The organism is Agromyces sp. NPDC056523 (genome assembly GCF_042794545.1).
GTDB lineage: Bacteria > Actinomycetota > Actinomycetes > Actinomycetales > Microbacteriaceae > Agromyces.
Genome location: NZ_JBHTTM010000003.1, coordinates 110426 through 131136 on the forward strand (window position 1 = coordinate 110426; position 20711 = coordinate 131136).

Annotated in this window: 19 protein-coding genes; 11 read left to right on the top strand and 8 right to left on the bottom strand. The window is 72.1% G+C overall.

All coding sequences use genetic code 11. The features are described from left to right. Nucleotides 1-355: 355 nt before the first annotated feature. On the bottom strand, nt 356-1399 hold the full coding sequence (locus ACFQ58_RS11425; RefSeq protein ID WP_376951229.1) for a LacI family DNA-binding transcriptional regulator: 1044 nt from the start codon (nt 1397-1399) through the stop codon (nt 356-358). 233 nt (nt 1400-1632) lie between these two features. On the opposite strand from ACFQ58_RS11425, the gene ACFQ58_RS11430 reads away from it, so the two are divergent. The 3 genes from ACFQ58_RS11430 (at nt 1633) to ACFQ58_RS11440 (ending at nt 4676) form a co-directional block, all read left to right on the top strand. Continuing rightward, on the top strand, nt 1633-2976 hold the full coding sequence (locus ACFQ58_RS11430) for a Gfo/Idh/MocA family protein (RefSeq protein WP_376951230.1): 1344 nt from the start codon (nt 1633-1635) through the stop codon (nt 2974-2976). A 185-nt stretch (nt 2977-3161) separates the two neighbouring features. Then, nucleotides 3162-4250 carry a DUF2510 domain-containing protein gene (locus ACFQ58_RS11435; protein ID WP_376951231.1) on the top strand — a complete coding sequence of 363 codons (1089 nt, stop codon included), beginning with the start codon at nt 3162-3164 and terminating at the stop codon, nt 4248-4250. A gap of 78 nt (nt 4251-4328) precedes the next feature. Then, nucleotides 4329-4676, top strand: coding sequence for a GntR family transcriptional regulator (locus ACFQ58_RS11440; RefSeq protein ID WP_376951232.1), 348 nt, complete (start codon nt 4329-4331; stop codon nt 4674-4676). A gap of 67 nt (nt 4677-4743) precedes the next feature. On the opposite strand, the gene ACFQ58_RS11445 is transcribed toward ACFQ58_RS11440, so the two are convergent. The 6 genes from ACFQ58_RS11445 to ACFQ58_RS11470 form a co-directional block, all read right to left on the bottom strand. Next, on the bottom strand, nt 4744-5961 hold the full coding sequence (locus tag ACFQ58_RS11445; RefSeq protein WP_376951233.1) for a TolB family protein: 1218 nt from the start codon (nt 5959-5961) through the stop codon (nt 4744-4746). A gap of 133 nt (nt 5962-6094) precedes the next feature. Then, on the bottom strand, nt 6095-7264 hold the full coding sequence (locus ACFQ58_RS11450) for an MFS transporter (RefSeq protein WP_376951234.1): 1170 nt from the start codon (nt 7262-7264) through the stop codon (nt 6095-6097). After that, a complete protein-coding gene (locus ACFQ58_RS11455; RefSeq protein ID WP_376951235.1) occupies nt 7265-8776 on the bottom strand; it encodes an aldehyde dehydrogenase (NADP(+)) in 1512 nt (503 codons plus the stop codon). After that, nucleotides 8773-9885 (bottom strand): mandelate racemase/muconate lactonizing enzyme family protein, encoded by a 1113-nt coding sequence (locus ACFQ58_RS11460; RefSeq protein ID WP_376951236.1) that lies wholly within the window; start codon nt 9883-9885, stop codon nt 8773-8775. Before ACFQ58_RS11460 ends, ACFQ58_RS11455 begins: the two co-directional genes overlap by 4 nt. Beyond that, a complete protein-coding gene (locus ACFQ58_RS11465) occupies nt 9882-10838 on the bottom strand; it encodes a 5-dehydro-4-deoxyglucarate dehydratase (RefSeq protein ID WP_376951616.1) in 957 nt (318 codons plus the stop codon). The genes ACFQ58_RS11460 and ACFQ58_RS11465 overlap by 4 nt, the downstream gene beginning before the upstream one ends. A gap of 23 nt (nt 10839-10861) precedes the next feature. Beyond that, entirely contained in the window at nt 10862-11782 is a 921-nt protein-coding gene (locus tag ACFQ58_RS11470; RefSeq protein ID WP_376951237.1) for an NAD-dependent epimerase/dehydratase family protein, read from the bottom strand. Nucleotides 11783-12083: 301 nt separating this feature from the next. Between ACFQ58_RS11470 and ACFQ58_RS11475 the strand changes: the two genes are divergently transcribed. The 8 genes from ACFQ58_RS11475 to ACFQ58_RS11510 all read left to right on the top strand — a co-directional run bounded on the left by ACFQ58_RS11475 (nt 12084) and on the right by ACFQ58_RS11510 (nt 20134). After that, nucleotides 12084-13079: a PmoA family protein gene (locus tag ACFQ58_RS11475; protein ID WP_376951238.1), complete on the top strand. Its 996-nt coding sequence runs from the start codon at nt 12084-12086 to the stop codon at nt 13077-13079. Beyond that, nucleotides 13076-13852: a cupin domain-containing protein gene (locus tag ACFQ58_RS11480; protein ID WP_376951239.1), complete on the top strand. Its 777-nt coding sequence runs from the start codon at nt 13076-13078 to the stop codon at nt 13850-13852. Before ACFQ58_RS11475 ends, ACFQ58_RS11480 begins: the two co-directional genes overlap by 4 nt. Beyond that, nucleotides 13849-14985 (top strand): Gfo/Idh/MocA family protein, encoded by a 1137-nt coding sequence (locus tag ACFQ58_RS11485; RefSeq protein ID WP_376951240.1) that lies wholly within the window; start codon nt 13849-13851, stop codon nt 14983-14985. Before ACFQ58_RS11480 ends, ACFQ58_RS11485 begins: the two co-directional genes overlap by 4 nt. Continuing rightward, a complete protein-coding gene (locus ACFQ58_RS11490) occupies nt 14982-15995 on the top strand; it encodes a hypothetical protein (protein WP_376951241.1) in 1014 nt (337 codons plus the stop codon). Before ACFQ58_RS11485 ends, ACFQ58_RS11490 begins: the two co-directional genes overlap by 4 nt. A 165-nt stretch (nt 15996-16160) precedes the next feature. After that, nucleotides 16161-17474, top strand: a complete 1314-nt coding sequence (locus ACFQ58_RS11495) for an ABC transporter substrate-binding protein (RefSeq protein WP_376951242.1) — start codon at nt 16161-16163, stop codon at nt 17472-17474. 74 nt (nt 17475-17548) lie between these two features. Then, complete coding sequence (locus tag ACFQ58_RS11500; RefSeq protein WP_376951243.1) at nt 17549-18541, top strand: carbohydrate ABC transporter permease; 993 nt, start codon at nt 17549-17551, stop codon at nt 18539-18541. Then, entirely contained in the window at nt 18538-19461 is a 924-nt protein-coding gene (locus tag ACFQ58_RS11505; RefSeq protein ID WP_376951244.1) for a carbohydrate ABC transporter permease, read from the top strand. The genes ACFQ58_RS11500 and ACFQ58_RS11505 overlap by 4 nt, the downstream gene beginning before the upstream one ends. A 10-nt stretch (nt 19462-19471) precedes the next feature. After that, nucleotides 19472-20134, top strand: a complete 663-nt coding sequence (locus tag ACFQ58_RS11510; protein ID WP_376951245.1) for a hypothetical protein — start codon at nt 19472-19474, stop codon at nt 20132-20134. A 76-nt stretch (nt 20135-20210) separates the two neighbouring features. On the opposite strand, the gene ACFQ58_RS11515 is transcribed toward ACFQ58_RS11510, so the two are convergent. Next, a complete protein-coding gene (locus ACFQ58_RS11515) occupies nt 20211-20687 on the bottom strand; it encodes a DUF6194 family protein (protein WP_376951246.1) in 477 nt (158 codons plus the stop codon). Nucleotides 20688-20711: the final 24 nt, after the last annotated feature.

Sequence of the window (20711 nt, forward strand, 5' to 3'; positions counted from 1 at the left end):
CGGGCCGGATCCGACGGCGCGTCGAATCGGATCTCCTTCGATGTGAACGCGGTGCGGGGCGAGGGCATCAAGCGCGAGTCCCGGGTTGTCGCGGGTCGGCCCGCACGAAAGCGGGATTCGGCGAGAGTGGGCCGGGTGCTGGTGCGGGGGCGGGCGCGGATGACGCGGCGGGGATGAAGCGCGAGTCCCGGGTTGTCGCGGGTCGGGCCGCGCGAAGGCGGGATTCGGCGAGAGTGGGCCGGGTGCTGGGCGGGCGCGGATGACGCGGCGGGGATGAAGCGCCAGACCCGGGTTGTCGCGGGTCAGGTCGCATGAAGGCGGGATTCGGCGAGAGCGGGCGCCGTCCGCGTGCGGCTCAGCCGCGGCGCGGCGTCGACTCCCGCAGCACGACCTCGGTGTGCACGGGCGCCTCGTCGTCGGCGGTCGCCTCGCCGAGGGCGAGGCGCAGCGCGCGGCGGCCGACCTCCTCGAGCGGGATCCGCACCGTCGTGAGGGGCGGCGTGACGTCGCGCACCGTCGGCACGTCGTCGAAGCCCGCGACCGCGACATCCGCCCCCGGAGTGAGCCCTGCGTCGCGCAGTGCCGACATCGCGCCGACGGCCATCACGTCGTTCGCGGCGAACACGAGCTCGATGCCCTCGAGCCCGGAGTCGATGAGTTCCTTCATGCCGTCGTAGCCGCCGTCGCGCGTGAACGCCGGGCGCACGACGCGCTCGAGCGTGCCGCCCGTCGCCTCGAGGCCGGCACGGAAGCCGGCGAGGCGCTCGTCGGCGGTGCGGATGCCCTCGGCGCCCGTGATCGCGGCGAACCGGCGGTATCCCAGGCCAGTGAGCTCGCGGCCGAGCGCCTCGGCCCCGGCGTGGTTGTCGAGCTGCACCGCTCGGAACGGCAGGTCGGCGCTGCTGACGAACGCGACACGTCCGCCGTTGGACTCGAAGGCGCGCAGCTCGGCCTCGAGCGCCTCGTTGTTCGGGTCGCCCTCGCGGCGCGAGGCGGCGAGGATCATCACGCGCGGGCGCTGGCCGCGCAGCGTGCGGACGAGCTCGAGCTCGCGCTCGGCGTCGCGCTCGGTGGCCGCCATGGTGACGATGAGCCGCTCGCGGTCCGCCTCGCGGACCACGCCCGCGGCGATCTGCGAGAAGTAGGGGTCGGCGATGTCGGCGACGAGCAGCGCGACCGTCGTCGTCGAGCCGCGCGCCACCGCCTGCGCCGAGAGGTTGGGGGAGTAGTTCAGCTTCGCGGCCGCCGCGAGCACGCGCTGGCGGTACTCCTCGTTGACCTTGCGGGTGCTGCCGTTGAGCGAGCGGGACGCGGTCGCGAGCGAGACCCCGGCCTCGCGCGCGACGTCATGCAGCGTCGCGGGGGCGCTCCGCGTGGTGGGGGCGGCGTCGCCGGTCATGCGTCCTCCGTCGTCGATCGCGGGTCCTCGCGCCCGCGGCGCTCCGATGCTACTCCCCGGGTTGTCGGCTGCAGGGAGGTTTGGCCGTCCACCACCGGGATGGTAGAAATGATAGTCCGACGAGATAGCGCTTTCCCAGTGCAACGGCGCGGATGTCGCATCCTCTCGTCCAGCCCCGGGAATCGCTTTCTCATCTGGCGGCGACGGCACTGGCGATCCGAGTGGAGCAGGCGATGGCGCAACGCGAACGGTACGGACTCATCGGCACGGGCAGCCGCGCCGGCATGTACGTCGGCGCGTTGACCGGCACGGTGCTGGGTGCCGAGCAGGTGCCCGGCACCGCCGAGCTGGTCGCGTGGAGCGACGTGAACGCCGGCCGACTCGACGTGTACGAGCGCGAGGTCGTCGCGGCGGGCCATCCGGCCCCGGCCAGGTATGCGACCGGCGACCTCGAGCTCATGATCGCCGACCAGCGCCTCGACCGCGTGATCATCACGACCCCCGACTTCACGCACGCGGACTACATCGTGCGGTCGCTGCGGGCGGGCGCCGACGTCGTCGTCGAGAAGCCGCTGACGATCGACGCCGGGAGCGTTCGTCACATCGGTGCGGCCATCGAGGAGACCGGCCGCGAGGTCATCACGACGTTCAACTACCGCTACAGCCCGCGCAACTCGGCCCTCCGCCGCGTCATCGCCGAGGGGCGCATCGGGCAGGTCACGAGCGTGCACTTCGAGTGGGCGCTCGACACCGTGCACGGCGCCGACTACTTCCGCCGCTGGCACCGCGACAAGGCGAACTCCGGTGGGCTGCTCATCCACAAGGCCTCGCACCACTTCGACCTCGTGAACTGGTGGATCGCCGCCGCGCCCGTGCGCGTGTTCGCGAGCGGAGGGCTCCGCTTCTACGGTGCCGAGAACGCGACCGCGCGCGGGCTCGCCGATCGCCCCGCGCGCGGCACCGGCACGACCGGCGACCCGTTCGCGCTCGACCTCGCCGGCGACGCGCGCCTGAAGGAGCTCTACCTCGACCAGGAGCACCATGACGGCTACCTCCGCGACCGCGATGTCTTCGACCCGGGCATCACCATCGAGGACAACCTCGCCGCGCTCGTCGACTACGACTCCGGCGCGACGATGAGCTACTCGCTCAACGCGCACGCGCCGTGGGAGGGCTACCGTGTCACCGTCAACGGCACCGAGGGTCGCGCCGAGCTCGAGGTCGTCGAGCGCGGCGCCGTGCTCATCGGCGACGACGGGCGGGTCGTCGTCGACCCGAGCATGCACCCCGACCACTCGGCAGTCGACGACGTGCGACCCGACCGTGAGCGACTCGTGCTGCAGCGGCACTGGGAGTCCGCGGAGGTGGTCGAGATCCCCGAGGGCATCGGGGGGCACGGCGGCGGCGACGCGTTCCTGCTGCGGCACCTGTTCGACCGGGTCACCCGCGACGAGCCGCTCGGCCGCGTCGCGGGCTACGCCGACGGCGTGCGCGCCGTGGCGGTCGGCATCGCGGGCAACCACTCGCTCGAGACGGGGGAGCCGGTGCGGATCGCCGACCTCGACCTCGGCGTCTGACTGCGGCGGGCGGATGTCGCGACATCCGCGTTTCAGGAACACGGAGGCTCCGCAGGACGATTCGCGGCAGTCCGTCCTGATTCGGGCGCGTTCTCCTGAAAGGGGGCGGATGGTCCCACATCCGCCCCCCTGCGGGAGGCCTTTGTGCCCCACGGCGGAGCGGCGCCGGTGGCAGCATCGCCCGCATGACCGATCCCGTGAACCCTCCCGCCGGCTGGTACGACGACGGCCGCGGCGCGCTGCGCTACTGGGACGGGACGCAGTGGACGGAGCACACCGCCCCGCTCGCGCCCGCCGCCGACCAGGCCGCGACCGCCGCCTATCCGCCGAGCCCGGCCGACCTGACCGCCACCGCGCCGTACGGCGCGGTCCCGCCCGCCGACCAGTACGCGACGCAGCAGTTCGGCACCGACCCGTACGGCACGCCGCGCTCCGGCACGGACCCGTACGCGGTCGCGCCCTACGGCACGACCACCACGACCACGACGACCCGACCCGCCGGCGGGCCCGGCGGCGAGCCATCCGGCCCCAACGTCGTCGGCATCATCGCGCTCGCCATCGCCGTCGTGGGCTTCGTGTTCGCCTGCATCCCCTTCGTGCAGGTCGTCGGATGGATCCTCCTGCCGATCGCGTTCGTGCTGTCGATCGTGGGCCTGGTCCTGAAAGGCCGGAAGTGGCCCGCGATCACCGCGCTCATCGTCTCGATCGTGGGGGCCATCGTCGGCGCGGTCGTCGCCGCCGTGGTGGCGTGGGGCATCTTCGGGCAACTCGTCGACTCCGGTGTCATCGAGGAAGAGATCCGGGAGAGCCTCGAGGACGAGCTGGGCACGCCCGTGCCGAATGAGTCACCCGCCCCCGGCGAGGACGACGAGGCCACCGCGAACGGGCTCGCGTTCGGCGAGACGATGCAGTGGAGCGACGGCGTCACGATGACCGTGTCCGAACCCGAGCCGTTCAGCGCGTCCGACCTCGCGGCCGGTTCCGACCAGGCCGAGGACCTCGTGTTCACGCTCACGATCGTCAACGACTCGACCGAGAACGTGCAGCCGATCGTCGTGTCGACGCTCTCGTCCGGCGGCACCGAGGCCACCCGCATCATCGACGTGGGCGCCGAAGGCGGCCAGGTCGGCATCCCGCCGACCACGCCCATCCAGCCGGGCGAGTCGATCACGTGGCAGGAGGCGTGGTCGGTCGCCGATCCCGACACGCTGACGATGAGCACCTCGCCATCGTTCGTGTACGAGGCGGCGATCTTCACGAACGTGTCGCGCTGAGCGGGTTCCGGCTGCACGCCGGCGCTCCGATCCCGAAGTCGGATCCGCTCGGGCGTTGGTGCTAGTATTGCTATCACCATGATTCCCGTACAGGTCGACAAGACCGACCCGACCGACCTCTACGAGCAGGTCGCCGCCGAGATCCGGCGCGCGATCGCGGACGGCGAAGCGGAACCGGGCGAGCGGCTCCCGCCGGCGAAGGACCTCGCGGCCGTGCTCGGCGTCAACACGAACACGGTACTGAGAGCCCTCCGGGTGCTGCGGGAGGAGGGCCTACTCGAGTTCCGTCGCGGCCGCGGCATCTCGGTCGCCGGCACGCCTGCCAAGGGCGCCGTCGTGCAGAAGGCGCGCGAACTCGTCGAGTTCGCGCGACACCACGGCTACCGCATCGACGAGCTGATCGACCTCATCAACGAGATCGCCTGAACTCCGGCCGAGGGCACGTCGTCCGTGGGCTGGCGTGGATGGGCTTCGGGGGTCGGGCGGGCGCTCGTCAGTACCCGGAGCCCGGCCGGAGCGGCGGCGTCGTCGTATCGAGCAGGTGTGCGGGCGGGACGAGGAATGGCGGCGCGATCCACGGGCGGATCGGCCCATCGTCGGGGATCGCCTTGCCGCCGATGGGATGCCACGCCAAGCCGGTGAACAGGACGGGAACCACGCGGTCCACGAGCAGGCGTCGCACCGCCCCGTCGGCACGCATCAACACCAGGTCGCGTCCCGTGGGGCTCGAATCCAGAGCCGCGACCCACTCGCCGTCGGGGGACCACGTCCCGGCGATGTAGTGTCCCGAGGCGATCGGCTCCAGGGCCGCGGGCGACGCCGTCGGAGCAGAGCGGTCTGCGTCCACGACGTACATTGCCGTCTCCTGGGGTCGGGTGAGCGGGTTGTTCTGCGTCTTTCCCCATGCCGCGGCGCCGGCGATCACCAGGAGCCGAGCGCCATCGGGCGACCAGGTCATGTGCCGGATGTGCCCGAACCCCTGGCCCACCAGCTCGCGAGTGGCTCCGGTCTCGAGGTCTGCGGTGACGATGGACGGCAGGAAGTCCCCGCCGACCTGCTGAAACACGATGAACGCGATCCGGGTCCCGTCCGGGGACCAGACGTGCTCCGGCGGACCGCCATCGAACGCCCCGAGCGGCCCGACCGGCGGCTCGAGCCCGATCACGCGTCCGGAGCCGCCGTCGAGATCGCGGAGTCGGATCCGGTCGGCTTCGACCGATGAGAGGGCGGTGCGGCCGTCCGGAGCGAGCCAGGACGTCCGGACGAACAGGCAGCAGCCGATCGGTCTCTTGACCTCGGTGACCCCGCCCTCGGCATCCATCACGTAACTCCAGTCGGATTCCTCGGAGGCCAGCGCCAGCCGCGTGCCGTCCGCCGACCAGCCCGTGACGACGGGCCGCGGGCGCATCTCATCCGGGATCGGGATGCTCGTGACCGAAGGCGGGTCGGCCGGGTCGACACCAACGAGCTCATCTCCCGCCAGGTAGACGATTCGACCCCGCAGCGGCTCGAAGACGCCGAGGGGTGTCGCGAACGACGGAGCACCGAGCGCCGCCTCGCGACCTTGCGGTGGCTCAGCACCGTTGAGCGACGACGTCGCGGCGATCGCCGCGAGGGCCGTGAGCCCAGCGATGGCCGCGCCGATGGCCAGGCGCCGTCGCCGGGAGCGCCGCCTCGCCTCCTCGAAGAGCGCCTCGACGGGTTCGCGCATCGCGGATGCGTCGACCGTGGAGGGAGTGGACGTGGAGAGAGGAGTGTGGATATCCATGAGAGACACCGAACCTTGGTGCTATTATCGCTATCACCATCATTCCTGTCAAGCGGATGATGCGGGATGCGTCGGCTCAGCCGTCACCGTCGATGGGGGGCGCACCGGTCGGATACGCGATCAGCATCACGCCTGATGCGATCCACGTGACGCCGATGGCGGCGAGTAGCACCTCGGCACCGACGCCGGCCGCGAGTCCGGCGACGGCCGCACCGGCCGCCGCGGCGGCCGCGCGCAGTCCCGCGCCGACCGTGAAGACCTGCGACCGGAGGGCCGGAGGGCTCTGCTGCTTGCGGATGAGCAGCATCGCCGCCGAGCTCGACGCGGTGAAGAGCCCGGACGCGCCGATCGCCGCGGCCGCCCACCACGGGCCGAGGTCGAGTACGGCGAGGACGGTGAGGACACCCGTTGCGGCGAAGCCCGCACCCATGACCCACTCGGGCGCTCGGTGCGACTGGTATCGCGAGTTCCACAACGCGCCGAGCAGCCCGCCGACCGCGAACGCGGTGACGATCACCGGTCCCTGGCCGGCATCGCCGGTGCGCGAGATCGAGAGCGCGACCGCGGCGATCGTGAGCCCGCCCGCGCCGAACTGGCTGAGGGTGCCGCTCGCCGTGATGACCGCGAGCGGGCGATGCGTGGCGATGTGGCGGAACCCGGCCGCGATCGTGCCGAGGAACGACGCCGCCTCGTGGCGGCCGGCCAGCGGGCTCAACCGCAGCGGCACCGTGGCGAGCGCGCCGAGCAGTGCGAACGCCGCCATGAGCAGCGTGGCGGCGCGCGCCGAACCCAGGGCGGTGGCCGCGGCGACGGCGGCCGGCCCGATCACCGCACCGAGGTTGTACGCGAGCGCGTCCATCGCGTACGCCCGGCGTTCATCGGGGATCTTCTCGGTGACGAAGCTCGACAGCCCGCCGAACACGAACGGCGTGGTCGCTCCCGCGAGCACGAGCGCGAGTGCGACGACCCACACCGGAACGGGCCCGAGGAACGCCGCGACCGTGAAGGCGAGAGCCGTGGCCAGCCCGGCGCCGGCGACGAGCGTGCCCGGCCGCCGGCTCCGGTCCAGCAATGCGCCGGCGATCGGGGCGGAGACGATGCTCGGACCGAGCGCCGCAGCGGCGAGGAGGCCGCCGACCGCGACATCCCCGAGCCGCTCGACCGCGAGGACGGGCAGCGCGACCGTGATGCCGCCGACCGCGAGGCGCGGCGGGGTCGCGGCGGTGAGGTAGGAGCCGACCCCCACTCAGGCGACCGGCTCGTATTGCCCGGGCAGCACGAGCACGCCGTTCACCCGTCGCAGGATGCCCAGCGGGTTCTCGTCACGGAGTTCCTGCGGCAACGCGGCATCCGGTGCATCCTGGAACGCGATCGGTCGCAGGAACCGGCGGATCGCGGTGACGCCGACCGACGTGTGGATCGACGTGGTCGACGGCCACGGTCCGCCGTGCTGCTGCGCCCAGCTCACGGCGACGCCCGTCGGCCAGCCGGCGAAGAGCACGCGCCCCGCGACCTCGGTGAGCACCTCGACGATCGGCGCGAGCTCCTCGCCCGGCTGCGCGTGCAGGGTGGCCGTGAGGCTGCCGCCGACGGCGCGGATGGCAGCGAGGGCGTCCGCGACATCCGCGTACTCGACGACCAGCGTCGACGGGCCGAAGCACTCGTGGAAGAGCGTGCCGGGGTCGGCGAGCACCGCGGCGGTCGTGGTGCGCAGCACGACCGGCGCACCGGTACCGGGCTGCTGCGCCGGGTCGCCCGCGACGACCTCGACGTCGGCGTGGCCGGCGAGCGCGGCGAGGCCGTCGGCGAAGGCGGCGGCGATGCCGACGGTGAGCATCGGCATCGGGCCGGCGGATGCCGCGGCGACCGCCGCACCGACCTGCTCGGCGAAGCCCGAACCGGCCGGGACGAACACGACCCCCGGGTTGGTGCAGAACTGGCCCGCGCCGAGGGTGAAGGAGCCGGCGAGGCCGGCCGCGAGCTCGTCGGCGCGCGCCTCGAGTGCGGGCGCCGTGATGAGCACGGGGTTCACGGCGCTGAGCTCGCCGTAGAACGGGATGGGATCGGGCCGCTGCTGGGCGAGGTCGAAGAGCGCGCGGCCGCCGTGCAGCGATCCGGTGAATCCGACCGCGCGGACCTCGGGATGCTGCACGAGCGCGATCCCGGTCTCGTGGCCCTCGACGTGCCCGAAGACGCCGTCGGGCGCGCCGGCGGCGACGAGCGCCCCGGCCACGACCTCGGCGGTGCGGCGCGAGAGGCGCGGATGCGCCGGGTGACCCTTGACGATGACGGGGCAGCCGGCCGCGAGCGCCGAGGCGGTGTCGCCGCCCGCCACGGAGAACGCGAACGGGAAGTTCGACGCGCCGAACACCGCGACCGGACCGAGCGGGCGAAGCATCCGGCGCAGGTCGGGGCGGGGCGGGATCGTCGACGGGTCGGGGTGGTCGATCGTCGCCTCGAGGTAGGAGCCCTCGAGCACGGCGTCGGCGAAGAGCCGGAGCTGCGCGGTGGTGCGGGCGACTTCGCCCGTGAGGCGCGGCACGCCGAGGTGCGACTCCTCGTCGGCGATGGCGACCAGCTCGTCACGGGCGGCGTCGAGTGCGTCGGCGGCGGCGCGCAGCCAGGTCGCGCGCTCGGCCGCGGTCGAGGCGACGGTGACCGCGAAGGCGCGGCGGGCCGCAGCGGCGACCGCGTCGAGCTCGGCGGGGGCGGTGTCGCGGGCGACGTCGGTCGCGGTCGCGGTGACGGTGTCGGTCATGGTTCCTCCGTGGGTCGAGCGGATGGCGCGCCATCCGACTGCTCGCCCGAGAAGCGTATGCCGAGACCCGGGCGTCCGATGGTGGACACCGTGGCGCCCACGATCGTGACGGGCGCCGGTTCGGCGAGTGCGCCGAGCGCCTCGAACGACGCGTCCTCGACCGATTCGACGAGGTGCCGGCCCGGAAGGGCGAGCGCGAGTTGCGCCGAGAGCTCGAGCAGCAGGTGCGGCGCGAGCTCGACGCCGCGGTCGGCCGCGAGCTCGGCGATGCGCAGGAAGGGCGTGATGCCGCCGACGCGGACCGCGTTCGGCTGGACCACGTCGACCGCACCCCCGTCGATGAACTCGGCGAACCGGTAGTGCGTGTACAGGTTCTCGCCGAGTGCGACGGGCACCTCGAGGCGGCGTCGCAGCTCGACGTGGCCGGCGAGGTCGTCGGCGCGCAGGGGCTCCTCGATCCAGGCGAGATCGAAGGCGGCGAGCTCGCCGATCGCGCGCTCGGCCTGCCCGAGGGCCCAGCGTTGGTTGGCGTCGATCATCAGGCGGCGGTCGGGCCCGATGGCCTCGCGGACCGCGGCGATGCGCTCGAGGTCGCGCGACAGGTCCGAGCTGCCGACCTTGACCTTGACGGCGTCGAAGCCGGCCGCGACCAAGCGTTCCGCCTGCGCGACGAGCTCGTCGAGCGGGTAGTGCAGGTTCACGCCGCTGCCGTAGACCGTGGCCGTCTCGTGCCGGCGCCCGATCAGCTCGGTCAGCGGCAGGCCGGCGCGGCGTCCCGCGAGGTCCCAGAGCGCGAGGTCCAGGCCGGCCATCGCGATGGTCGTGATGCCGCCTCCGCCGCCCTCGTGCAGGTGCGTCCAGAGCGGTTCCCAGAGGGCGGATGCCTCGGCCTCGCGTCCGATCGCGAAGTCGGCGATGTCGCGGTCGAGGTGAGCCTGCACGGCGGCCGCGCCGATCGTCGGCGTCCACGAGAAGCCGAAGCCGCGCGCGCCATCGGAGTCCTCGACGACGACCTCGACGACCGAGAGGTCGGGCACGTCGGGGCCCCACGGGCGGCGGAGCGGGATCCGGATCGGCCGGGTCGCGAGCCGGGCGATGGTGGCGGTCACCGGGCGCGTGCCTCCTCCGCGGGCGGTGCGGTCGCGCCATCCGATGCGAGTCGCTCGGCCAGCTCCAGCCCTGTGTCGAGGATGGAGCGCAGCCGCGCCTCCTGCTCGGGTGTCGGGTCGACCAGCGGCGGGCGCACCGATCCGACCGGCAGCCCGCGCAGGCGCAGGCCCGCCTTGATGAGCGACACGCCGAATCCTGGCGTCTCGTCGCGAAGGCGCACGAGGGGCGTGTAGAACTCGCGGAGCAGCACCATCCGCGTCGTCTCGTCGCCGTCGGCGTACGCCCGATAGTGCAGCGCGGCCAGCTCGGGGAGCATCGCGAACGCGGCCGACGAGTACAGCGCGATGCCGATGCCGCGGTACGCGCCCTGGCTGAGCTCGGCGGTGAGCAGGCCGTTGAAGAACGCCCAATCCTCGCGGCCCGCGGCCTCGGCGGCGAGCACGATCTCCTGTGCGAGGCCGATGTCGCCCGTGCCGTCCTTGAAGCCGACGACCTTCGGGTTCGCGGCGAGACGGGTGACCGCGTCGGCGGTGTAGCGCGCGGTGCCGCGGTGGTAGACGATGACGGGCAGACCGGATGCCGCGGCGACCGCCTCGACCCACGCGACGAGCCCGTCGGTCGTGCCTGAGACCAGATACGGCGGCAGGAGCAGCAGCCCGTCGGCCCCCGCGTCGGCCGCGCCGCGCGCGAGCTCGATCGCGTGGCCGAGCGGACCGCCGGAGCCGGAGATCACCGGCACGCGGCCCGCGACGACGTCGACGCTCGTGCGCACGACCTCGAGCACCTCGCCCGCGGACAGCGCGTGGAACTCGCCCGTACCGCACGCCGGGAACACGCCGCCCGGCCCGAACGGCATCCGCGAGGCGAGGTGCTCGGCGAGCACGTCGTGGTCGATGCGTCCGGCGCCGTCGAACGGGGTGACCGGGAAGAACAGCACCCCGTCGAAGTCCAGGCGGGCGGCGGGCGTGGTCCTGATCATGCGTTCCTCGCTTCGGTCGGTTGCGGAATGTCGGTGATTCCGGCCGTGGCGAGTTCGGTGCGCCAGTCGCGTTGCGGCGTCCAGCCGAGGCGGTCGGCGGCCTTGCGGATGGAGAACACGGGCGCCGTGCCCACCAGCGCGTCGGCGGCGGGGCCGAGCCCAGGCGCGAATTCGCGCCACAGCTCGGCGACGGGCCGCGTCGCCAGCGCGTCGGCCGCGCCGACGAAGTAGCCCTCGCCGTCGACGGCGTCGGCGGGCGCCGCGAGCCAGGCGTCGACGAACCCGGCAACGTCGCGCGCGTCGACGTAGTTGAACAGGCTCACGGCTGCGAGCGCGGGGTCGGCAAGACGTTCCGCGACCGTGTGGCCCTGCTGGGTCGGGGCGCCCGCCCACTCCTCGGGTGAGATCACGTAGCAGGGCCTGAAGAACCCGTACTCGCCCGGGGCGGTGCGCGCGAACATGCGCACGGTCTCCTCGATGACGACCTTCGACAATGCGTACGCGTTGGCGGGCTCGAGCGGGTGGGTCTCGTCGATCGGCACGGTGCCGGCGCGCCACGCGGGGGAGGAGTACCCGATGGGTGTCGGGCTCGAGGCGGCGAGCACGCGTCGGACGCCGGCGGATGCCGCGGCCGCGAGCACGTCGTGCGCCAACGCGGCATTGGTGAGCAGGATGTCGCGCTCGGGTGCGCTGAACGGCACCGCGACGCCCGCGAGGTGCACGAGGACGTCCGGGCGGAGGCCGCCGATCACCGCGGCGGCGGCACCCGGCGCGGCGAGGTCGGCCGTGCGCTCCTCGACGCCGTCGAGACCGGCAGGCGCGCGGTCGACGCCGACCACCTCGTGACCGACGGTGGCGAGGCCCGAGGCGAGCGAGCGCCCGAGGCGGCCCGAGGATCCGGTGACCACGACGCGCATCGCTGCTCCCTTGTTCGCAAGCGTGGGAAACCGCTTTCTCGTGAAGCCTAGGTCAGTTCTCGCCGGGCGCAAGTGCTGAGGACTCGTGATCGGCGAGGACCCGTTGCGTCCGTGGCCGGTCGATGGGGCGACTGAGCGGCCTCGGCGCGCGCGGTCGCCGACGAACTGCACGAGGCGAGTGTCGGCCGTGAGGAGCAGTATGGAGTCGGGATGGCACTGCCGTGTAGGCTGCTGGATAGCGTTTTCCCGCCCGATGCGCACCGGAACGCGACACGGATCGACGACGACCAGAAGGAGACCGATGACCGACCTCCGGATCACGCGCGACGACGACCGCATCATGATCCACGCCCAGGGCGAGATCCTCGCGGAGTACGTCTTCCGTCCCGAGCACCCGACGTTCGAGTCGCCGCGTCCGTACGTGAGCCCGCTCCGCACCCTCGGCGGCGAGACCGTGTCGCTCTACCGCCCGCACGACCACGTCTGGCACAAGGGCATCGCCTGGTCGCTCCCGGTCGTCGGCGACGAGAACTTCTGGGGCGGTCCGACGTTCGTGCGCGGAGAGGGGTACATGCAGCTGCCGAACAACGGCGAGCAGCGGCACGTGGCCTTCGCGCCGAAGGATGCCGCCGCGGCGGGGCGCGGCGCGGCGCGCTGCGTCGAGCGCCTCGAGTGGATCACGCAGGCGGGCGAGCGCATCTTCGACGAGGAGCGCACGCTCGCGGCATCCGTGCTCAGCGACGACGCCTGGGTGCTCGGGTTCGCGACGAGCATGACCAACGCCACCGACCGCGCGATCTCGATCGGATCGCCCACGACCCGGGGGCGCGAGAACGCCGGGTACGGCGGTCTCTTCTGGCGCGGCCCCCGGTCGTTCACGGGCGGGCAGGTGCTCGCGCCCGGCGTCGCGGGCGGCGACGAACTGCGAGGCACGCGCGCGCCGTGGATGGGCTTCACCGGTCGTCACGACGAGACCGATGGGGCGTCGACCGTCGTCATCGTCGACGACCCGGGCAACCTGCAGCACCCACCGCAGTGGTTCGCCCGCAGCGCCGAGTTCGCGTGCCTCTGCCCCGCGCCCTTCTTCAGCGAGGAGCACGAGATCGAGCCCGGCGCGACGATGTCGTTGCGCTACGCCGTGGTCGTGGCGGATGGCGCGGGCGACGCGGCACGCGCTGCCCGGCTCGCCGCACAGGCGGCCGATCGGATGGGAGAGCTGCTCGCGCCCGAGACGACGGTCGGGGAGACCGGCACGAACGCGGCGGTGGCGGCCGGCGCGACGGGCGGCGTCCCATGACCGCGCCCACGTTCCCCGGTGCGACCGCCGTCAGCGCCCTCGAGGTGTACGACACCGTCGCCCCCGACGGGCTCGCGGGCGGCACCCCGCACCTGCACCTCGTCTCGGCCGAGGCGTACCTCGTCGTCGGCGGGCGCGGTCGCCTCCACACGATCGACGGCGCCGGCACGTTCGCCGAGCGCGCGCTCGCGCCGGGCGACCTGGTCTGGTTCGCGCCCGGTGTGATCCACCGCGCGGTGAACGACGGCGGTCTCGAGGTCCGCGTGATCATGCAGAACGCCGGGCTGCCCGAGGCCGGCGACGCCGTGATGACCTTCCCCGACGACGTGCTCGCCGACCCCGGGCGATACGCGGATGCCGCGGCGCTACCCGGCCCCGAGGCATCCGACGCCGCCCGACTCGCCGCGTCCGTCGCGCGCCGCGACCTCGCCGTCGCGGGCTGTCTCGCGTTGTTCCGCGACGACGGCACGGTCGACGCCGACCGTCTCGCCCGCCTGCACGCGCGCGCCGCCGCGCTCGTCGTGCCGAGCGTCCCCGAGTGGCGAGCTCGCTGGGAGGCCGGCGCGCTCGCCGCCGCCCGCGAGACCGGCGAGCGGCTGGCAGCGCTCGAGGCGCAGCGCGAGCCGAGCCTCGCCGAGGCACGCGTCGCCGAGGCATCCGTCTCGCTCGCCCTCGGCATGTGCGGGCGGCTGCAGCGCTACGACACGACGCCCGACGCCGCCCCCGACCGCAGGCCCGACCGCACCATCGACCGCATCGGAGGAGCACGATGACCGACCCCGCCGCGCACACCGCGCACGCCCCGTCCGACACGTCCGGTCCGATGCGCGCCGCGATCATCGGCACCGGCGCGATCGCCAACGCGCACGCGAAGGCGATCGCGGCGACGCCGAACGCCGAGCTCGTCGCCGTCGTCGATCGCGACGCCGAGGCGGCGGGGCGCTTCGCCGAGCTCTGGGGCAACCCGGCCGGCCCCGCCGTCGCCTCGTCGCTCGACGCACTGCTCGCCGCGCGCAACGTCGAGGTCCTGCACATCTGCACCCCTCCCGGCGTGCACGCCGAGCAGGCGATCGCCGCCTTCGACGCCGGCCTGCACGTGATCTGCGAGAAGCCCGCGGCCCTCTCGCTCGGCGAGCTCGACGCCATGACCGAGGCCGCGTCGCGCAACGATCGACGGCTGGCCGTGGTGTTCCAGCAGCGCACAGGCACGGCCGCCGCGCACGTGCGGCAGTTGCTCGAGTCCGGCGCGCTCGGCCGTCCCCTCGTCGCGACGTGCGAGACGCTCTGGTACCGCGACCCGGCGTACTTCGCGGTGCCGTGGCGCGGCAGGTGGGCGACCGAGGGCGGCGGTCCAACGCTCGGCCTCGGCATCCACCAGATCGACCTCCTGGCGTGGCTGCTCGGCGACTGGGCGAGTGTGCACGGCCGGCTCTGGCGGCTCGCCCGCGAGACCGAGATGGAGGACGTCTCCACCGCGACCGTCGAGTTCGAGAACGGCGTGGTCGCCTCGGTCACGACGAGCGCGCTCTCGCCGCGCGAGGTCAGCACCATCCGCATCGACACCGAGCTCGCGACCGTGACCGTCGACCACCTCTACGGGCACGGGCACGAGCACTGGCGGATCTCGCCCGCCCCGCATGTGCACGAGTCCATGGCCGCTCGCTGGGCCCTCCCCGAGGCCGAGGAGGCGAGCGGTCACGAGCCGCTCGTGCGCGACATCTACCGCGCCCTCGTGACCGGCGGGCCGCTCCCGCCCACGGCGAGCGACCCCGCGCGCTCGTTCGAGATCGTGACCGCGATCTACTCGTCGGCCGCCACGGGTCGCACCGTCACGCGCCAGACCCTGCGCGACGACACCGACCGCCTTCGGAGCCTCGAGAGCCCGATCACCGACCTGCGCCGATGAGCGACCGCGACGCCCGAGCCGATGTCGCGGCCCGCGCGCCACGCGTCGGCGTCCCACTGCCCGGCGACGACGCGCTCTTCCACGATCCGGTGCACGACGGCGCCACCGACCCCGCCGTGATCCGTCACCGGGCGACGGGGGAGTGGTGGATGTTCTTCACGCAGCGCCGCGCCGGTGTCGACGAGCCCGGCGTCGCGTGGGTGCACGGCAGTCGCATCGGCGTCGCGCGCTCGGTCGACGGCGTGGACTGGCAGTACGCCGGCACGGTCGACGACCTGCGACTGGGCGATTCCGAGTCGGGGTGGGACGAGACGCACTGGGCGCCCGAGGTCATCCACGACGGCGAGCGGTACCGCATGTACCTCACCGTGATCGACGGGATCCCCGACCGATGGGAGGGGCACGCGCGCCGGATCGTCGAGTACGTGAGCGACGACCTCGAGCGATGGCGGGTCGTCGGCGACATCCGGCTCAGCAGCGATCGCGTGATCGACGCGTGCGTCGCGCGCTGCCTCGACGGCATCTGGCGGCTGTGGTTCAAGGACGAGGCGGATGGCTCGACCACCTGGGTGGCATCGAGCGAGGATCTCGCCCCGGGATCTTGGCGGGTCGAGGGCCGCGCCATCGGCGGGCGGCCGCACGAGGGACCGAACGTGTTCGAGCTCGGCGGCTGGTGGTGGATGCTCGTCGACGAGTGGCGCGGAATGGGCGTGCACCGCTCGACCGACGCCGTCCACTGGACCCGGCAGGGCGGCCCCGACGACGTGATCCTCGGCGAGCCGGGGCGGCGGCGCGGCGACGAGACCTTCGGGCGGCACGGCGACGTGGTGGTCGAGGCAGATCGGGCCATCCTGTACTACTTCACGCACCCGCACTGGGACGGCTCGGAGCTGGGGTCGTCGGATGCCGCGACCGCGCGCCTGAGCGCCGTGTTCGCCGCCTCGCTGACCGTCGTCGACGGCCGGCTCGTGTGCGACCGCGACGCCGCGGTCGTTCCGCTCGGGAGCTGATCCGCGCGCGCCGCCGTCGGTGCAGCATGGTCACGGCCGGATATCGATTGAAACGATTTTGTGGATCTGATTGACCGATGGACGGCGACCGGCTATCTTTGGGGAAGCGCTTTCCCGAAGTGCCACCCGCACCAGGCAGACAGAGACGTTTCCGGGAGGACAACGATGTTCAACATTCGCACGCGTCGCGCGGCACTCGCCGCCGCCGCGGTCACGGCGAGCGCGGCCCTCGTGCTCACGGGGTGCGCCGGCGGAGGCTCCGAGCCCGCCGCGACCTACGACCCCGACGAGAAGGTCACGCTCGATTTCGCCTTCTGGGGCAACGACGTCCGCGCCGAGATGTACGACGAGGCGCTCGCCGCATTCAACGAGGAGTACCCGAACATCACGGTCAACACCTCGTTCCTCGGCTTCCCAGAGTTCTGGGAGAAGCGGCAGACCGAGGCGGCCGGTGGCGGCCTGCCCGACGTCATGCAGTTCGACTACTCCTACCTCCGCCACTACTCCGAGAACGGCCTGCTGCTCGACCTCGAGCCCTACCTCGGCAACATCATCGACACCGAGCCGCTCAGCGAGGAGATCCTGAACATCGGCGTCGTGGGCGACGAGACCACGGGCATCCCGACCTCCACGAACGCGTGGGGCATGTACACCAACCCGGCCTTGCTCGAGCAGGCCGGCGTCGAGGAGTTCGGCGGCGGCGACTGGGACGACTACAACGCCTGGATGAAGGAGGTCACCGACGGGGCTGACGCAGCCGGCGTCGAACTCACGGGCGGCACCGACTGGACCGGCCGCATCCAGAACTTCGAGATCTCCCAGCGCGCCGATGGCGAGGACCTCTTCACCGAGGAGGGCGAGCCCAACTTCACCGAGGAGGACCTGGCCGCGTTCTGGAAGCAGGGCGACGAGATCCGCACCGACGGGTCGGTCATCGGCCAGCAGCGACTCGAGGAGGTCTACCCGCTTTCGGGCTTCGACACGGCCCTCACGGCGAGCGAACTCACGTGGGACAACTTCGGCGCCAGCTACCTCGGCAACCTCGGCGAGGGCTACACCGAACTCGGCCTGGTCGCCCCGCCCGTGACCGAGGAGGGCGCGAAGGACCTGTACCTCAAGCCGTCCATGCTGCACTCGATCTCGTCGACGACCGACCACCCCGAGGCCGCGGCGACGCTGCTCAATTACCTCGTGAACGCGCCCGAGGTGGGTGCCGCGTTCGGCAGCAACCGCGGCATCCCCGCGTCGGAGACGCAACTCGAGGGCGCTGAGCTCGACCCGCTCGGCCAGCAGATCGCCGACTACGAGGCCTCCATCGCCGACCGCCTCGGCGACGCCCCGCCCGTGCCGGTCACGAGCTACGGCCAGATCGAGGAGAAGTTCCGCCTGATCGGCCAGGAGCTCGTCTACGGCACCCTGACCGTCGACGAGGCGGTCGAGCAGTTCTTCGCCGAGATGGACGTCCTGCTGAACCAGTAGGCAGCGCCCGGGTCCGGGCCCCGCATGGCGGTCCGGACCCGGGGTAGCCTCAGGATCGAACCGGGAGACACACAGTGAGCACCACATTGACGAGGGCGATCGTCACCGCAGAGGAGGACGGCACGCGCCGTTCCAGCCGTCGCCGCCCCGAGGGTCCCGCACGCGCGGGCATCAAGGCCCGCAACCGCCGTGAGACGGCCGCCGGCTACACCTTCCTCCTGCCGTGGATGATCGGCTTCCTCGGGCTGACGCTCGGCCCGATGCTGTACTCGCTGTACCTGGCGTTCACCAAGTACAACCTGTTCACCGAGCCGGAGTGGATCGGCTTCGACAACTTCGTCCGCATGTTCACCGAGGACCCGGTGTACATCCAGTCGGTGCAGATCACGCTGATCTACGTGCTGGTCGGCACCCCGATCAAGCTGGCCGCGGCGCTGGGCGTGGCGATGCTCCTGAACTATCGCGACCGCGGCTCGGCGTTCTTCCGCTCCTCGTTCTACGCCCCGAGCCTGATCGGCGCGAGCGTGTCGGTCGCGATCGTGTGGCGGGCGATGTTCACCACCGACGGCCCGGTCGACAACACGCTGAGCTTCTTCGGCATCGAGCTCGGTGGCTGGGTCGGCAACGTGGCCCTGGTGCTGCCGATGATGATCCTGCTGGCGGTGTGGCAGTTCGGCGCGCCGATGGTGATCTTCCTCGCCGGCCTCAAGCAGGTCCCGCAGGAGCTGTACGAGGCGGCCGAGGTCGACGGTGCCGGGCCGGTGCGGAAGTTCCGCTCGGTCACGTTCCCGATGCTCTCGAGCGTGATCTTCTTCAACCTGCTGCTCGAGCTGATCAACGCGTTCCAGGTGTTCGCCGCGGCGTACATCATCTCCAACGGCTCGGGTGGGCCGGCGGGCATGACCAACTTCTACACCGTCTACCTTTACAAGCGCGGCTTCGCCGACCTGCAGATGGGCTACGCCGCAGCGATGGCGTGGGTCCTCGTGATCGTGGTCGCGATCATCGCCGCCGTCCTCTTCAAGACCCAGAAGTCGTGGGTGCACTACGCGGGAGAGAACCGATGACCACGTCAACCTCCGAGATCGCCCGCCCCGAGTTCCTCGAGATCGAGACGCAGGAGCGCGCCACCGGGGGTCGCCGCCGGGTCAAGCGCAAGACGATCAACACGGTCATCTGGTTCGTGGTGCTGCTCGCGCTGACCGCGATCGTGCTCTACCCGCTGATCTGGATGACCTTCGCGACGTTCAAGCCGTCGAGCGAATTCGGCCAGAACCCGGGCCTGCTGCCCGATCAGCCCACCATCGACAACTACTTCAAGGTGCTCGAGGGCATCGGCGGCGTGCCGCTGTGGCGGTTCTTCGCCAACTCGCTGATCATCGCGGTCGCCGCGGTCGTGGGCACCCTGCTGAGCTCGGCGCTGGCCGCGTACGCGTTCGCCCGGGTGCAGTTCAAGGGCGTCGGCATCCTGTTCGCGGCGATGATCGGCACGCTGCTGCTGCCGTTCCACGTCGTGATCATCCCGCAGTACATCATGTTCCAGAAGCTCGAACTCGTGGACACGTACTGGCCGCTGATCCTGCCGAAGTTCCTCGCGACCGAGGCGTTCTTCGTCTTCCTGATCGTGCAGTTCATCCGCAACATCCCGCGCGACATGGACGAGGCGGCGAAGATCGACGGCGCCGGCCACTGGCGCATCTTCTTCTCGATCATCCTGCCGCTGATCAAGCCGGCGCTGATCACCTGCGCGATCTTCACGTTCATCTGGACCTGGAACGACTTCCTCGGCCCCCTGCTGTACGTGAACAGCCCCGAGCTGTACCCGTTACCGGTCGCGCTGCGGCTGTACAACGACCAGACCTCGTCGTCCGACTACGGCGCGACCGTCGCCGTGTCGTTCCTGGCGCTGCTGCCGATCCTGATCTTCTTCATCGTGTTCCAGCGGTTCCTCGTCGCCGGCGTGGCGACCCAGGGGCTCAAGGGCTAGGGGCGAGCGGATGTCTCGCCTCAGCGAGCGGGCGGCGCGCCGCGCCGATCGGTCGGGCAGCGGCCCGACGCGATCCGACGCGCCGCCGGCCCGCTTCCCCGGCGCGACGAGCGCGTTCGGGCTGCTCGGCGAGGTCCTCCTCATCGGCGTGCTCGTCACCCTCGTGTCGATCCCGGTCGTGACATTCCCGGCCGCCCTGGCGGCGGGCGTACGGCACCTCCGGCGGTTCCTCAAGGCCGAGTCGTCGTCGATGGGCGCGTTCTGGGCCGATGTGCGCGCCGGCCTGCTCGGCGGCCTTGGGGTCGGCGCGGCATCCGTCGTGCTCGTGCTCGTGCTGCTGCTCGATGTCGACCTCGCGAACAGCGGCATGCTGCCCGGGGGGCCGATGGTCGCGGCGATCGGATGGCTCGGGCTCGCCGCGATCGCACTCGCGCTGTTCACGGCGGCGGGGCGCTGGACGCCGCGCATCGGATGGCTCGGCGCGCTGCGCTCGGTTCCGGCCGCCGTCGCGGCCGACCCGATCGGCGCCGCCTACCTCGTCGCGACCGCGGTCTTCGCGGTCGTCGTGACGTGGCAGCTGGTGCCGCTCGTCGTGCCGGCGCTCGGCTGCGTCGCGCTCGCGATCGTGGCCGTGCCCGAGCGGCCGCGGGGCGGGAAGGCACACGCCGGCTGACCGCCGGGCGATCGAGAGGTCGCGAATGCATGGTCGCATCCTGCATCCGCGACCGTTCGATCGTGAGGGAGGCCGCTCATGTGGGGCCGCCGACCTCCGCGCGTCGCGTCGCTCGGGATCGCGCGGCGTCATGCGCCTGCCGGAGGAGCGCGACCACCTGCTCCATCGTGCGCTCGGCCGGCACGACCACGCAGATCCAGCCGAGTGCGCCGTAGACCGGGTGAGGATTGATGACGTCGGCTGCCGCGAAGTCGTGAACTGAGGTGAGGCGGCGCGGATCTTCGCCCGTCGACTCGCGGAAGGTCGCGCGGTCGACGTGGATGTTCACGCGCCAGCGATCGGGGGCGCCGAGGTCCGAGGCGGCGTCGTCGGGGTAGTCCTTCGTGACGATGGTCGCGTAGGGCTGCGTGTGCTCCGGGGTCCCGCCGCCGGGGCTGTAGTAGAAGAACGCATCGCCCCACGCGACATCCGGGGTGCCATCGCCGGGCTGCGGCTGCAGGATCAGGACGCCCTCGAATCCGCGCACGATCTCGATGATCTGCTGCATACTCATGATTCGAGCATCTCCTTCAAGTGC